Below are 13,852 nucleotides of genomic sequence, written 5' to 3' on the forward strand. Positions count from 1 at the left end.
GCATGCGGATCGCCCTGGCACAGATCGCCGCAGGCACCGACCCGGCCGCCAATCTGGAGACGGTCGAGGACCACACCCGCCGCGCCGCCGACGCCGGCGCGGAGCTGGTGCTGTTCCCGGAGGCCACGATGTGCCGCTTCGGCGTACCGCTGGCGCCCGTCGCCGAACCGCTCGACGGCCCGTGGGCGGACGGTGTCCGCGCCGTCGCCGACCGGTCGGGGATCGTGGTGGTCGCGGGCATGTTCACCCCGAGTGGCGACGGCCGGGTCACCAACACGCTGATCGCCGCGGGTCCCGGTGTGGACGCGCACTACCACAAGATCCACCTCTACGACGCGTTCGGCTTCCGCGAATCACGCACCGTCGCACCGGGTTCCGAGCCGGTGCTGATCACCGTCGGCGGCCTCGACGTCGGGCTGACCACCTGCTACGACATCCGCTTCCCTGAGCTGTACGTCGAGCTGGCCCGCCGGGGCGCCCAGCTGATCACCGTGCACGCCTCCTGGGGGTCCGGACCGGGCAAGGTCGACCAGTGGACGCTGCTGGCGCGGGCCCGCGCGCTCGACACCACCGGATACATCGCGGCCGTCGGCCAGGCATACCCCGGTGACGAGGTGGCCGCCTCCGGACCCACCGGCGTCGGCGCCAGCCTGGTCGCCTCCCCCACCGGCGAAGAGCTGGTCAGCGCGGGTCCCGATCCGCAGCTGCTGCTGGCCGACATCGATCCGGAGATCGCGCAGAAAGCCCGCGACAGCATCGCGGTGTTGCACAACCGCTCGGGCTCGGCTCAGTTCGGTAAGGCAGAATCGCTCGGGTGACCGATGACTGGGCCCGCCCTGCCAACCAGCCGCCCGTCCCGCCACCACACCAACCGCCGCCCAATCTGCCGCCGCCGCCCGGCGGTCAGACCTTCCCGCCGCAGGGCGCGCCGTCGGGTCCGCCGCCCTCCGGCGACGACGAGGGCTCGTCGTTCGGCAGCAAGGTCAAGGGCCTGTTCCGCGATCCGCTGTCGATCGTGCTGGTGGTGGTCATCGTGATCGCGCTGGTGGCCGCCGGCCTGCTCGGCGGCGAGCTCTACGCCCGCAACCGGGCCGACGACGTCGTCTCCCGGGTGGTGTCGTGCATCGTGCAGGACGAGGCGAAGGCGTCGTTCGACCCGCTGCCGCCGTTCCTGCTGCAGCACATGACGGGTCACTACACCAACATCAACATCGAGACGGCGGGCAACCAGATCCGCGAGGCCAAGGGCATGAAGGTGGCCATCGACATCCGCGATGTCCGTCTCGAGGACACCGCCAACTCCGGTGGCTCGGTCGGATCACTCACGGCGAACATCACCTGGGCCGCAGACGGCATCAAACAGACTGTGCAGGATGCCATTCCGCTGTTCGGGAGCTTCCTCACCGGCGTCACCACCAACCCGCAGGGCGGCACGATCGAGCTGGAGGGCGCGCTCGGCACCATCACGGCCAAACCGGCGATCGTCGACGGCGGGATCGGGCTGCAGGTGACGAACCTGACCGGGTTGGGCTTCACGCTGCCGCGCGAGACGGTGCAACCCGCGCTCGACGCGTTCACCGGCGAGCTGACCAAGAACTACCCGATGAACATCACCGCGCGCAGCGTCGAGGTCACCGACACCGGAGTGACGGCGGTGTTCGCCACGGAGAACGCCCAGATGCCCAAGGGCCAGGAAGACCCCTGCTTCGCCGAGCTCTGACCCGGCGGCGCTGAGCGGGTCAGTCGAGCGCGTCGAGCACGGCGCGCGTCCCCGACAGTCCCAGCCGCGTCGCACCGGCGTCGAGCATCGCCACCGCGTCGGCCGCGGTGCGGATGCCGCCGCTGGCCTTGACCTCGAGCCGCGGCCCGACCGTCGCGGCCATCAACTCCACGGCGGCCACCGAGGCGCCGCCGCTGGGGTGGAACCCGGTGGACGTCTTCACGAAGTCGGCGTCGGCGGCCTCGGCGGCCCGGCACGCCTCGACGAGCGCGTGTTCGCCGGCGAACTCCAGCAGCGCCGCAGACTCGAGGATCACCTTGAGGATGACGCCTTCGCCGACGGCCGCACGCACCGCGGCGATGTCGTCGCGCACCGCGTCGAAGTCGCCCGCGACGGCGGCGCCGACGTCGATCACCATGTCGATCTCGACGGCCCCCGCGGCGGTCGCCAGCACCGCCTCGTGCGCCTTGACGGCGGAGAAGTGTTTACCCGAGGGGAATCCCACCACCGCGGCGATCACCGGCCCCGGCGCCTGCGCCGACTTCGCGACGGCCACCATCGTCGGCGACACGCAGGCGGCATACACACCGAGCGCGTCGGCCTCGCGCATCAGCGCGACGACGTCGGCCTCGGTCGCCTGGGGCTTGAGCAGGGTGTGGTCGACGAGTTCGGCCACCGCGTCGCGGGTCCAGGCCATCAGAACGGCTCCAGCGAGCCGCCCGGGTTGCAGCCGGCGGCCATCATCTCCTCGCCGGTCACCTCCGGTCGCCACGGCTCGAGATTCCAGCTCACCTTGCCGGGTTCGGCCATCTCGGCGAACTGCCAGTGGCACAGGAATTGTTCACGCATACCGGGGATCTCGGCATCCGGGGAGAGCGCGAGCACCTCGGCCCACGCCTCGTCCGCCGGCGCGGACGCGGCCTGCCGGGCGGACGGTGTCGGGTACACCCGCAGGCTGGACATGTCACCCCACTTGGCCCACTCGACGTGGTCGACGTAGGGCGGACCCGGAACCGGGTCGGCGGCGGCCGTGGGCAGCACGATGAACGCAGCGGAGACGGTGATGCTGAGGGCCGCCAGCGCGGCGGTGACGACGGGTCGCACGGGTCAGCGCGACTTCCCTTGGATCTCCAGGATCTTGGGCCGCACGTCGACGAGATAGACGCCGGCGGCGCAGGCGCAGATCGCGGCGCCGAACACGTCCTGCAGCAGGAGCAGCAGCAGCACGCTCACGCCCAGGATGGCCAGCCACACCGGCTTGGTGAGCTTGCCCGCGGCCGGGTAGGCGTCGGTCCGCTGGATCGCCGCGTGCACGAACGAGTAGACGCCCACCACCAGGACGACGAGGACCAGGGCGAAAGAGATGACGCCCGCTAGGTCGGCAAGTATCACCTCACCACCCTAAGCGGGCGCCATCCGTGCGTCGAATTACTTCTGTGTGACCTTCTTGGCCGGGGCCTTCTTGGCCGGAGCCTTCTTGGCCGGGGCCTTCTTGGCGGCAGGCGCCGGAGCGGTCTTCTTGGCCGGGGTAGGGGCCGGCGCCTTGACGGCGGCCTTCTTCACCGGCTCCGAGGCGCTCTCGGTGCGCTTCGGCAGCTCGACGCCCACCAGCTTGGCGGCGCGCTCACCGACGGCGCGGGTCTGCGTTGCCACGTTGCCGAGCGCCTCCTGGGTCAGCTCGACGGCCTGGTCGGTGATTCCCTCGACGCGGTTGGCGGCGTCCTCGAGGGCCGGCTGGCTGCGCAGCCGCTCGAGTGCGGCCTCGCCACGCTCGACCAGCTTCACGTAGGTGCTCTGCGCTGCGTCGGCGTACCCCTCGGCCGCCTTGCGCAGCTCCTCGGTGGTCAGCCGCTCGCGCAGCTCGCCGACCTGTGCGGGGATCTCTTCCTGCAGCTTGTTCAGCCGGGCGCGGCGCTCCTCGAGGCGGCTGTTCGCGTCGGTGCGGGCCTCGCCGGCACGGTCACGCAGGCTGGCCACGATCTCGTTGACGGTGGCGAGCGCCAGATCGGCGGCACCCACGGCCGCCAGCAGCGGCGCCTTCAGGTCTTCGATGTCGACGTTCTGCGGTTGATTCTTCTCGGCCATGTCGTACTTCCTTTCAGGATCTGTCTTCACTCAGATGTTGCGGTTCTGCGGGCGGATCTGTTCTCAGTCAGTCGTCGGCTCCCCTTCCGCCGGGAGTTCGGCGGCCTCGTTCTGCTCACAGAACGACGAGTAGATGTCGAGCAGGACCCGCTTCTGCCGCTCGTTGATCGCCGTGTCATTGACGATGGCGTCGCGGACTTCACTGGTCTCGCTCGGCTCGAGGATTCCGGCCCGTACGTAGAGCACTTCGGCTGACACCCGCAACGCCTTCGCGATCTGGTTGAGCACGTCGGCGGACGGTTTGCGCAACCCCCGCTCGATCTGACTGAGGTAGGGATTGCTGACGCCGGCCTTTTCGGCCAGTTGCCGCACCGATACCTGGGCCGCTTCGCGCTGGCTCCGGATGAAGCTGCCGATGTCCTGCGCGGCGGTGGTCACGACCGCGGCAAGATTTTCATCCTGCTGCATGGTCTCAGCCCCCTCCGTGCGTCGGGTATCCGATTGGTGTCGGAATCAACCGTACGACGGAGTGCTAACTTTTGCAAGCACTAGCTAGCGCAGGTCAGAAGAGTAGCTGGGCTATCGAGTAGATCGCTAGGCCCGCCAGCGAGCCCACCACGGTGCCGTTGATGCGGATGAATTGCAGGTCGCGGCCGACGTGCAATTCGATCCGATCGCTGGCCTCCTCGGCGTCCCATCGCTCGATGGTGTCGGTGATGATCGTGGTGATCTCCGCCCCGTATTCGGCGACCAGGTGCTGAGCGCCCCGCACGATCCAGTTGTCGACCTTGCGACGTAGATCGACGTCGTCACGCAGCGACTCGCCGATGCGGATCACCGAATCCGCGATGCGGCTCCGCAACGTCGACGACGGGTCGTCCACCGACTCGAGGATGATCCGCTTGGCCGCCGTCCACGCCGTCTCGGCCGCCCTGGTCACCTCGTCGCGGGCCATGATCTGCTCTTTGACGTTCTCCGCGCGCTGGATCGTCGCCTCGTCGTGCTGCAGGTCGTTGGCGAACTCGAACAGGAACTTGGTCGCCGACCGCCGCAGCTCGTGGTCGGGATTGCGGCGGACCTTGTCGGTGAAGTCCATCAACTCACGGTGGATCCGGTCGCCCACCAGATGGTCGACCCAACGCGGTGACCACTGCGGGGAGTCGCGCTCGATGACACGCTCGATGATCTCGCCGGCGTTGAGCGACCACTGGAACGCCCGGTCGGCCAGCAGCTGGATCAGCGCCTCCTGCCGCCCCGCGACGAGCAGCTCGTTGAGCACCCGGCCGACCGGCGGCCCCCACTGCGGCTCGGCGACACGCTTGACGATCATCTTGTCCAGCACCTGTTGGACGTCCTCGTCGCGCAGCATCTCCACCAGCACCCGCAGCACCGTGGAGGTTTCCCCAGCGACACGGGCGGCGTTGACGGGCTCGGCGAGCCACTTGCCGGTGCGGCTGGCCACGTCGGCGGAGCGCAGCTTGGTCTCGACGTTCTCCGGCGACAGGAAGTTCTCCCGGACGAACATGCCGAGGCCCTCGCCGAGCTGGTCCTTCTTGCGCTTGATGATCGCGGTGTGCGGGATCGGGATGCCCAGCGGGTGCTTGAACAGGGCCGTGACGGCGAACCAGTCGGCCAGCGCACCCACCATGCCGGCCTCCGCGGCGGCCCGCACGTAGCCCACCCACCCGGGCGCGCCCTGAGACTGTGCCCACGTGCACACCAAGAACACGACGGTGGCCCCGAGCAGGAATCCGAGCGCAACGGCCTTCATCCGGCGCAGTGCGCGGCGCCGCTCGGCGTCGGCCGCGGAGTCCGCGCCGGCGAGCGCCTCGGCGAAACTCGCCTTCTGTGCCACCGGTGCCGGTTCGACGTCTGCTCTGTGTGCCACCAATCCATCATGGGCCATGCCGCTCTGTACCCGTCCTGACCGCGCCGATCCCCGACGGCGGGTCGTAGTATCGAGAGGGACTACGGAATGGACTACGGGGATAGTGGCACAGCAGACCCCGCCGGTGGCGGTCAAGACCGATGGACGCAAACGGCGCTGGCATCAGCACAAGGTCGACCGGCGCAATGAACTCGTGGACGGCACCCTCGAGGCGATTCGCCGACGTGGAAGCAATGTCAGCATGGACGAGATCGCCGCGGAGATCGGAGTGTCCAAGACGGTGCTGTACCGCTATTTCGTCGACAAGAACGACCTGACCACCGCGGTGATGATGCGCTTCGCGCAGACCACGCTGATCCCGAACATGGCGGCCGCGCTGACGTCGAACATGGACGGCTTCGACCTCACCCGGGAGATCATCCGGGTGTACGTCGAGACGGTCGCCAACGAGCCGGAGCCCTACCGGTTCGTGATGGCCAACAACTCGGCCAGCAAAAACCAGGCGGTCGCGAACAGCGAGCAGATCATCGCCCGTATGTTGGCGGTCATGCTGCGCCGGCGGATGGCCGAGGTGGGGATGGACACCAGCGGCGTCGAGCCGTGGGCCTTCCACACCGTCGGCGGCGTCCAGCTGGCCACCCACTCGTGGATGTCGCACCCGCGGATGACCTCCGACGAACTGATCGACTACCTCACCATGCTGTCCTGGAACGCGCTCTGCGGAATCGTCGAAGTCGGCGGCTCGCTCGAGGTGTTCCGCGGGCAGGCACACCCGTCGCCGATCCTGCCCATCAATCGATGAGCGCCGAATCCGAGCTTCCGGACGAGTGGACGCACGAGCCGGGCGACATGCTGGCATTCCGCCCCGGCTCCAAGGTCGCCGACATCGACACCGACGCGACGCCCGGTTTCGACGGGTCGAAATCCGACGCGAAATCCCTGCAGTGGGAACGCAATGAGCTGCTGGCCGACCTGCAGGAGCGGTTCTACGCCGGCAGCCGGGGTGGGGACGACGCCCGCTCGGTTCTGCTGGTGCTGCAGGGCATGGACACCGCAGGCAAGGGCGGGATCGTCAAACACGTTGTCGGCGCAGCCAATCCGCAGGGTGTGCGATACACCAGCTTCGGCAAGCCTTCCGAGGAGGAGCTCGCCCACCACTACCTGTGGCGCATCCGCAAGGCGCTGCCGCCCGCGGGTCACATCGGCGTGTTCGACCGCTCGCACTACGAGGACGTGCTGATCGTGCGGGTGCACGATCTCGTCCCGCCGAACGTGTGGGGCACACGCTACGACGAGATCAACGCCTTCGAGCACGAACTCGTGGACGGCGGAGTGACTCTGGTGAAGGTCGCGATGTTCGTCTCACTCGACGAGCAGAAGAAGAGACTGGAGAAGCGTCTCGCACGGCCGGACAAGTATTGGAAGTACAACCCCGCCGACATCGACGAGCGCAAGCTCTGGCCGAAGTACGTGGAGGCCTATCAGGCGATGCTCGACCGCACGTCGACCGACTACGCGCCGTGGCACATCGTGCCCTCCGACCACAAGTGGTACAGCCGCCTCGCGGTCACCGAACTGCTCATCGAAGCGCTGGAGGGCCTCGACTTGTCCTGGCCGCCTGCCGATTTCGATGTCGAGGCGGAGAAGCGCCGCCTCACCGAGGTCTAGTTCGCCGAGACTCGCCGCGAGTGCACGCTTGTTCGCACCCTCACTCGACGTTTGCGTACAACAACCGTGCGCTCGCGATCCAGTTATCCACAGCCGCCGCGATTGCTGCGCGGGATGGTGGGCGACAGGCCAGACGATGAAGGTATGCATCCTCGTCTCATCGTCGCGACCGAGGCGCTGGCCGACGGTGGCCTCACCCGTCGAGATCTCATGCGCAGTTACCGGAAGCAGCATCGCAACGTCTATGTACGGGCCGATGCGGAACTGAGCGCGCTTGACCGCGCCCGCGCCGCCTGGCTGTGGTCCGGGCGCAGGGCAACGCTCGTCGGTCATTCGGCGGCCGCCGCCCTCGGCAGTCGCTGGCTCGACGCCGACGCACCCGTGGAACTCGCCCACTCCAGGCGGCCAGGCGCGCGGGGAATCCTGGTGCACTCCGGCATGATTCGCGAGGACGAGCTCTGCCTGCGCTACGGCATGCGGTGCACGACGCCGGCCCGCACCGCGTACGACCTCGCCAGGCGCCTGCCGCTCGACCAAGGCGTCATCCGGGTAGACGCACTGCTCAACGCCACCGGCGTGACTGTCGCGGACGTCGCTGCCGTCGCACACAGATACCCCGGCGCGCGGGGTGCACGACTCGTGCGTGACGTGCTGGACGTAGCCGACGGTGGCGCGGAGTCCCCGCAGGAGACGCGCCTACGACTACTGATCGTCCGGTCGGGCATCCCCCGGCCGGTGACCCAGATCAAGGAAGGCAACAGACGTATTGACATGGGCTGGCCCGATGCGAAGGTGGGCGCCGAGTATGACGGCAAGCAGCATTGGACCGATCCCGACGAGCACGCCCGGGACATCGAGCGCCTGGAATTTCTTGCCTCGCGCGGCTGGCTGATCGTCCGGGTCAGCGCTCGACAGCTCAATCAGCGACCGGCGAGCGTGGTGCAGCGTGTCCGCACCGCGCTACTCCACCGACAGCACGCTTGTTGACGGGGTCACTCGCTGTTTGCGTACAACTACCGTGCACTCGCGCACAGGAATCAATACGTGTAGAAGCCCCGGCCCGACTTCTTGCCGAGCTGGCCGGCCTCGACCATCCGCTGCAGCAGCGGCGGCGGCCCGTAGAGCGGCTCCTTGAACTCCTCGAACATCGAGTCCGCGATGAGCTTCAGCGTGTCCAGCCCGACGAGGTCCGACAGCTTCAGCGGGCCCATCGGGTGCGACAGCCCGGCGACGACGGCGGTGTCGATGTCCTCGACGGTGGCTACGCCGGCCTCGGCCATCCGGATCGCCGACAGCAGGTACGGCACCAGCAGCGCGTTGACGACGAAGCCCGACCGGTCGGTGCAGCGCACCACCTTCTTGCCGAGCGTCTCACCCGCGAACTGCTCGACGCGCGCCAGCGCCTCGTCGGTCGTGACGAGCGTCGGCACCAGTTCGACCAGCGGCAGCACCGGTACCGGGTTGAAGAAGTGCAGGCCCAGCACGCGGCTGGGGTTCTTGGTGGCCGCGGCGATCTTCATGATCGGGATGCTCGACGTGTTCGACGCCAGCACGGCGTCGGGATCGGTGATGGCCGCGTCGAGCTGCGCGAAGACCTTCGCCTTGACCGCCGCATCCTCGACGATGGCCTCGACCACCAGCTGGCGGTCGGCCAGATCGGCGATGTCGGTGGCGACGCTCAACCGCGCGAGCGCCTCGTCGCGTTCGGATTCGGTCAGCTTGCCCCTGCTGACGCCGCGCTCCAGCGACGAGACGATGCGGCCGCGACCCGCCTCGGCAAGCGCCTCGGTGGGCTCGTAGATACGGACGTCCACACCCGCGCGCAACGACACCTCGGCAATGCCCGCACCCATCTGTCCGGCGCCGACGACGCCTACCCGCTCAATGCTCACTACCACTCCTCACAGCATCAGGCCCCGCCCGAGAACACGGACGGGGCCTGACGCTATCAACTGACTCTTAGTGGAACTGGCCCTCTTCGGTCGAGCCGGTCAGCGCCGTGGTCGAGCTGGTCGGGTCCACGGTGGTGGCGATCCGGTCGAAGTAGCCGGCGCCGACCTCGCGCTGGTGCTTCGTCGCGGTGTAGCCGCGCTCCTCGGCGGCGAACTCGCGCTCCTGGAGCTCGACGTAGGCGCTCATCTGGTTGCGGGCGTAGCCGTAGGCCAGATCGAACATCGAGTAGTTCAGGGCGTGGAAGCCGGCGAGGGTGATGAACTGGAACTTGAAGCCCATCGCACCGAGCTCCTTCTGGAACTTGGCGATGGTCGAGTCGTCAAGGTGCTTCTTCCAGTTGAACGACGGCGAGCAGTTGTACGACAGCATCTGGTCGGGGAACTCCGACTTGACGCCCTCGGCGAACTTGCGGGCCAGCTCGAGGTCCGGCGTGCCGGTCTCCATCCAGATCAGGTCGGAGTACGGCGCGTAGGCCTTGGCGCGGGCGATGCAGGGCTCCAGGCCGTTCTTGACCCGGTAGAAGCCTTCCTTCGTCCGCTCGCCGGTGATGAACGGCTGATCGCGCTCGTCGACGTCGGAGGTGATCAGCGTGGCCGCCTCCGCGTCGGTGCGGGCGATGACCAGGGTCGGCACGTCGGCCACGTCGGCGGCCAGGCGCGCGGAGGTCAGGGTGCGGATGTGCTGCTGGGTGGGGATCAGCACCTTGCCACCGAGGTGGCCGCACTTCTTCTCCGAGGCCAGCTGGTCCTCCCAGTGCGAACCGGCGACACCGGCGGCGATCATGGCCTTCTGCAGCTCGTAGACGTTCAGCGCGCCACCGAAGCCGGCCTCACCGTCGGCGACGATCGGGGCCAGCCAGTTCTCGATCGAGGTGTCACCCTCGACCTTGGCGATCTGGTCGGCGCGCATCAGCGCGTTGTTGATCCGGCGGACCACCTGCGGCACCGAGTTGGCCGGGTAGAGGCTCTGGTCGGGGTAGGTGTGGCCGGACAGGTTGGCGTCACCGGCGACCTGCCACCCCGAGAGGTAGATGGCCTTCAGCCCGGCACGAACCTGCTGGACGGCCATGTTGCCGGTCAGGGCGCCGAGCGCGTTGACGTACTCGAGGTCGTGCAGCTGGCTCCAGAGCACCTCGGCGCCACGGCGGGCGAGGGTGTTCTCCTCGACGACGCTGCCCTGCAGCGCGACGACGTCCTCGGCGCTGTACTCGCGGGTGATGCCCTTCCACCGGGGGTTGGTGTCCCAGTCCTGCTTGATCTGCTCGGGTGACTTCGGGGTGCCAACGGTCGACATCGACTGCTCCTTCGTGAGTACTGAATCGCTGCGGTGTGGCCGACTTTCCCGGCTTGCTAACACTCGAACGACTTCGCGGCTGTGCTCCTACGAGGATGCCTCAAGATATAAGTGCAGGTCCACCCGTTTTGCTTGCCAAGTTTCGCCAACACTCACCCATAACCTGTGAAGATTGCGAAGACGCTTCGCAGCTGTACCGGTTCAGATCCTACTGATCGGTAACCTGTTTTCGCTGGTCAGTACGCCCGTACTGTTAAACGGACGTGACTACAGCGTGAAGAGCGAGGCGACCGCTTTCGTCTCGTCGCCGACCGCGTATGTGAGCGTTGTAACAGTCCGATCCGTCAGCTCCGCACCGAACTTGTCAGTCGAACCGGGCGGGTGGACGTGGGAGATGATCTCCAGTTTGTCGCCGAGGGCCACCGGGAGATCGTGCTCGATGGTGGCCCGCAGCGGCTTCTCCAGCAGCTCGGGGTGACTGAACAAATAGTCCTCGACCACCGACCAGTACACCGAGTTGTTCATGTGGTCGAAGATGTCGATGTCCGAGACGCGAACCGGGTACTCCCGGATCTCGGCGGCGTCCTCGCGGGCGCCCGCGCTCAGATAGGCCTTCCAGCGCAGCCGGTTCACATCGGTGGTGCGCTGCAACCCGGCGATGAAGTCGTCGGAGATGCGCGCCGGGCCCTGCGTCTCCCGGTTGATGTTGATCCAGAACGCCTCGGACTCCATCAACCCGCCCTTGCGCCCGTCGATGCGCACCCGCATCTCGCACCACCGGTTCGACGTGCCCGAGCACCAGCGGCGCAGCCGCATCATGTCCTGGAACTCGATGGGACGGATCAGGTCGATCATGGTGCGACGCACGATCCAAAGCGGGTGGGTCTCCTCGAAGCCCAGTTCGCGCAGATGATCGGAGCCGATGTCCTGGATGTGACGGGTCGCGGCGTCGAATTTCAGCCGGCCGGCGCGGTCGACGTCGGCGACGCGCAGCGGCCACCCGGTGTCGAACACGTCGGGGTGAGGGTCGGGCACCGGCATCATCGTCTTCGCCAGGCCGGCGCCTGCCGCTGCCTGCGTGCCGCTCACGTTCACCCTCCCCGGTCGTGACCCGGCCGAATCAGCCAGGCGACCCGATCCTCCCACAGCGGCCGTCCTGCGAACGCTGCGAAGCGGTTCTTCGCACGTTGTTACGCTGGTCAGCATGGCCAAGACCTTCGTCGGCTCGCGCGTGCGGCAGCTGCGCAGCGAGCGGGGGTACAGCCAGGCGGCGCTGGCGCAGAAGCTCGACATCTCGCCGAGCTACCTGAACCAGATCGAGCACGACGTCCGGCCGCTGACCGTCGCCGTGCTGCTGCGGATCACCGAGGTCTTCGGCGTCGACGCGACCTTCTTCGCCTCGCAGGACGACACCCGGCTCGTCGCCGAACTGCGCGAGCTGACGATGGACCGCGACCTCGGCGTCGAGGTCGACGTCGCCGAGATCGCCGACGTCGTCGCCGCACACCCGACCCTCGCGCGCGCCATGGTCAACCTGCACCGGCGCTACCGGCTGACCACCGCACAGCTCGCCGCGGTGACGGAGGAGCGGTTCGGCAATGCCGGTATGGGAGGCAGCGGGTCCGGCTCGATCACCATGCCCCACGAAGAGGTGCGCGACTACTTCTACGACCGGCAGAACTATCTGGACGAACTCGACACCGCCGCCGAGGACCTCACCATCCGGCTGCGCATGCACCGCGCCGAACTGGCCCGCGAACTGTCCGACCGCCTGACCGCCGTGCACGGGGTGCGGATCGTACGGCGCAACGACCTCGGTGAGAACGTCATGCACCGGTTCGACACCGCGACGAAGACCCTGGAGATCGGCGGGCATCTCTCGTCGGGCCAGGTGGTGTTCAAACTCGCCGCCGAACTCGGCTACCTGGAATTCGGCGACCTCATCGACAAGCTCGTCGAGGAGGGCACGTTCACCAGCGACGAGTCCCGCACGCTGGCCCGCCTCGGGCTCGCCAATTATTTCGCGGCGGCGACGGTGTTGCCGTATCAGCAGTTTCACCATGTGGCGGAGAACTTCCGCTACGACGTCGAACGACTGTCGGCCTTCTACGCGGTCAGCTACGAGACCATCGCGCACCGGCTGTCGACACTGCAGCGGCCGTCGATGCGCGGCGTCCCGCTGTCGTTCGTGCGTGTCGATCGCGCGGGCAACATGTCGAAAAGGCAGTCCGCCACGGGTTTTCACTTCTCCTCGAGCGGCGGCACCTGCCCGCTGTGGAACGTCTACGAGACGTTCGCGAATCCGGGCAAGATCCTGGTGCAGATCGCGCAGATGCCCGACGGGCGCGACTACATGTGGGTGGCCCGCACGGTGGAACGGCGCGCCGCGCGCTACGGGCAGCCCGGCAAGACCTTCGCGATCGGCCTGGGTTGCGAACTGCGGCATGCCCACCGGCTCGTCTACTCCGAGGGGCTCGATCTGTCCGGCGACGCCTCGGTCGCCACGCCGATCGGCGCGGGGTGCCGCGTGTGCGAGCGGGACAACTGTCCCCAGCGGGCCTTCCCGGCTCTCGGCCGTGCGCTGGATCTCGACGAGCACCGCTCGACGGTGACGCCGTATCTGGTGAAGCAGTCGTGATCCGTCACCGGAGGCCGGGTCCCTGCGGTCACAACCTGTGCCAGACTCGATGAGGTGAGTTCCGTAGAGCCTGCGCGCATCGAGCCCGGCGGTTTCCGCGAACTGGGTCCGCTCAACTGGGCCATCGCCAAGGCGGGCGCCCGGTCGATCCGGGCCCCCCGATTCAGCCTCTTCAACGTGCTCGGCCAGCACCGCCTGCTGTTCCTGGCCTGGCTGCCCTACAGCGGTGTGCTGCTCGGCCCTCTCGGCAAGCTCACCCGCCGTGACGCCGAGACGGTGATCCTGCGCGTCGGCCACCTCCGTGACTGCGAGTACGAGCTGCAGCAGCACCGCAGGCTGGCCCGCAGCCGCGGTGTGGACGCCGCGACGCAGGCCCGGATCTTCGACGGCCCGGACGCCGACGGCCTCACCGACCGGCAGCGGGTCCTGATCACCGCCACCGACGAGTTCGTGGTCACCCGCGGCGTCTCACCGGAGACATGGAAGGCGCTGTCCAAGCACCTGACCAAACAGCAGTTGATCGAATTCTGCATGCTCGCAGCGCAATACGACGGGCTGGCGGCGACCATCAGCACGTTGCAGGTGCCACTCGACTTCCCGGACTGAC

General features: G+C 67.8%; 16 protein-coding genes. 7 read left to right on the top strand and 9 right to left on the bottom strand.

Going from position 1 to position 13,852, the window contains the following annotated elements; translation table 11 throughout:
• The first annotated feature begins 2 nt into the window (after window positions 1–2).
• Together AB0K11_RS06420 and AB0K11_RS06425 are read left to right on the top strand one after the other, a co-directional pair.
• Window positions 3–818 (top strand): carbon-nitrogen hydrolase family protein, encoded by an 816-nt coding sequence (locus AB0K11_RS06420; protein WP_364973483.1) that lies wholly within the window; start codon window positions 3–5, stop codon window positions 816–818.
• The gene (locus AB0K11_RS06425) at window positions 815–1,720 is read left to right on the top strand and encodes a DUF2993 domain-containing protein (RefSeq protein WP_364973486.1); all 906 of its coding nucleotides are present in this window, start codon (window positions 815–817) and stop codon (window positions 1,718–1,720) included. The genes AB0K11_RS06420 and AB0K11_RS06425 overlap by 4 nt, the downstream gene beginning before the upstream one ends.
• 19 nt (window positions 1,721–1,739) lie before the next feature.
• Here the strand turns inward: AB0K11_RS06425 and deoC are convergent, their stop codons facing one another.
• From deoC to AB0K11_RS06455, 6 genes are all read right to left on the bottom strand, one after another.
• Window positions 1,740–2,417 (bottom strand): deoxyribose-phosphate aldolase, encoded by a 678-nt coding sequence (gene deoC, locus AB0K11_RS06430; RefSeq protein WP_364973489.1) that lies wholly within the window; start codon window positions 2,415–2,417, stop codon window positions 1,740–1,742.
• On the bottom strand, window positions 2,417–2,824 hold the full coding sequence (locus AB0K11_RS06435) for a DUF2599 domain-containing protein (RefSeq protein WP_364973492.1): 408 nt from the start codon (window positions 2,822–2,824) through the stop codon (window positions 2,417–2,419). Before AB0K11_RS06435 ends, deoC begins: the two co-directional genes overlap by 1 nt.
• Window positions 2,825–2,827: 3 nt before the next feature.
• Window positions 2,828–3,112, bottom strand: coding sequence for a DUF2516 family protein (locus AB0K11_RS06440; protein WP_264013091.1), 285 nt, complete (start codon window positions 3,110–3,112; stop codon window positions 2,828–2,830).
• A 36-nt stretch (window positions 3,113–3,148) separates the two neighbouring features.
• On the bottom strand, window positions 3,149–3,805 hold the full coding sequence (locus AB0K11_RS06445; RefSeq protein ID WP_364973495.1) for a heparin-binding hemagglutinin: 657 nt from the start codon (window positions 3,803–3,805) through the stop codon (window positions 3,149–3,151).
• A 63-nt stretch (window positions 3,806–3,868) separates the two neighbouring features.
• Window positions 3,869–4,273, bottom strand: coding sequence for a helix-turn-helix transcriptional regulator (locus AB0K11_RS06450; RefSeq protein WP_364973497.1), 405 nt, complete (start codon window positions 4,271–4,273; stop codon window positions 3,869–3,871).
• Between the two features lie 94 nt (window positions 4,274–4,367).
• A complete protein-coding gene (locus tag AB0K11_RS06455; RefSeq protein ID WP_364973500.1) occupies window positions 4,368–5,711 on the bottom strand; it encodes a DUF445 domain-containing protein in 1,344 nt (447 codons plus the stop codon).
• An 85-nt stretch (window positions 5,712–5,796) separates the two neighbouring features.
• On the opposite strand from AB0K11_RS06455, the gene AB0K11_RS06460 reads away from it, so the two are divergent.
• From AB0K11_RS06460 to AB0K11_RS06470, 3 genes are all read left to right on the top strand, one after another.
• Window positions 5,797–6,495, top strand: coding sequence for a TetR/AcrR family transcriptional regulator (locus tag AB0K11_RS06460; protein ID WP_364973503.1), 699 nt, complete (start codon window positions 5,797–5,799; stop codon window positions 6,493–6,495).
• Entirely contained in the window at window positions 6,492–7,361 is an 870-nt protein-coding gene (locus AB0K11_RS06465) for a polyphosphate kinase 2 family protein (protein WP_364973505.1), read from the top strand. Before AB0K11_RS06460 ends, AB0K11_RS06465 begins: the two co-directional genes overlap by 4 nt.
• A 144-nt stretch (window positions 7,362–7,505) precedes the next feature.
• The gene (locus tag AB0K11_RS06470) at window positions 7,506–8,348 is read left to right on the top strand and encodes a DUF559 domain-containing protein (protein WP_364973507.1); all 843 of its coding nucleotides are present in this window, start codon (window positions 7,506–7,508) and stop codon (window positions 8,346–8,348) included.
• A gap of 50 nt (window positions 8,349–8,398) precedes the next feature.
• On the opposite strand, the gene AB0K11_RS06475 is transcribed toward AB0K11_RS06470, so the two are convergent.
• The 3 genes from AB0K11_RS06475 to AB0K11_RS06485 all read right to left on the bottom strand — a co-directional run bounded on the left by AB0K11_RS06475 (window position 8,399) and on the right by AB0K11_RS06485 (window position 11,651).
• Entirely contained in the window at window positions 8,399–9,259 is an 861-nt protein-coding gene (locus AB0K11_RS06475) for a 3-hydroxybutyryl-CoA dehydrogenase (RefSeq protein ID WP_364973509.1), read from the bottom strand.
• A gap of 61 nt (window positions 9,260–9,320) precedes the next feature.
• Window positions 9,321–10,607, bottom strand: a complete 1,287-nt coding sequence (gene aceA, locus AB0K11_RS06480) for an isocitrate lyase (RefSeq protein WP_264013083.1) — start codon at window positions 10,605–10,607, stop codon at window positions 9,321–9,323.
• Window positions 10,608–10,874: 267 nt separating this feature from the next.
• Window positions 10,875–11,651, bottom strand: a complete 777-nt coding sequence (locus AB0K11_RS06485) for an acyl-[acyl-carrier-protein] thioesterase (RefSeq protein WP_364973790.1) — start codon at window positions 11,649–11,651, stop codon at window positions 10,875–10,877.
• 160 nt (window positions 11,652–11,811) lie between these two features.
• On the opposite strand from AB0K11_RS06485, the gene ramB reads away from it, so the two are divergent.
• A complete protein-coding gene (gene ramB, locus AB0K11_RS06490) occupies window positions 11,812–13,245 on the top strand; it encodes an acetate metabolism transcriptional regulator RamB (protein WP_364973513.1) in 1,434 nt (477 codons plus the stop codon).
• 54 nt (window positions 13,246–13,299) lie between these two features.
• Window positions 13,300–13,851 carry a carboxymuconolactone decarboxylase family protein gene (locus AB0K11_RS06495; protein ID WP_364973516.1) on the top strand — a complete coding sequence of 184 codons (552 nt, stop codon included), beginning with the start codon at window positions 13,300–13,302 and terminating at the stop codon, window positions 13,849–13,851.
• The last annotated feature ends 1 nt before the right edge of the window (window position 13,852 follow it).

The sequence above is a fragment of the Mycobacterium sp. NPDC050551 genome (genome assembly GCF_040674075.1).
GTDB lineage: Bacteria > Actinomycetota > Actinomycetes > Mycobacteriales > Mycobacteriaceae > Mycobacterium.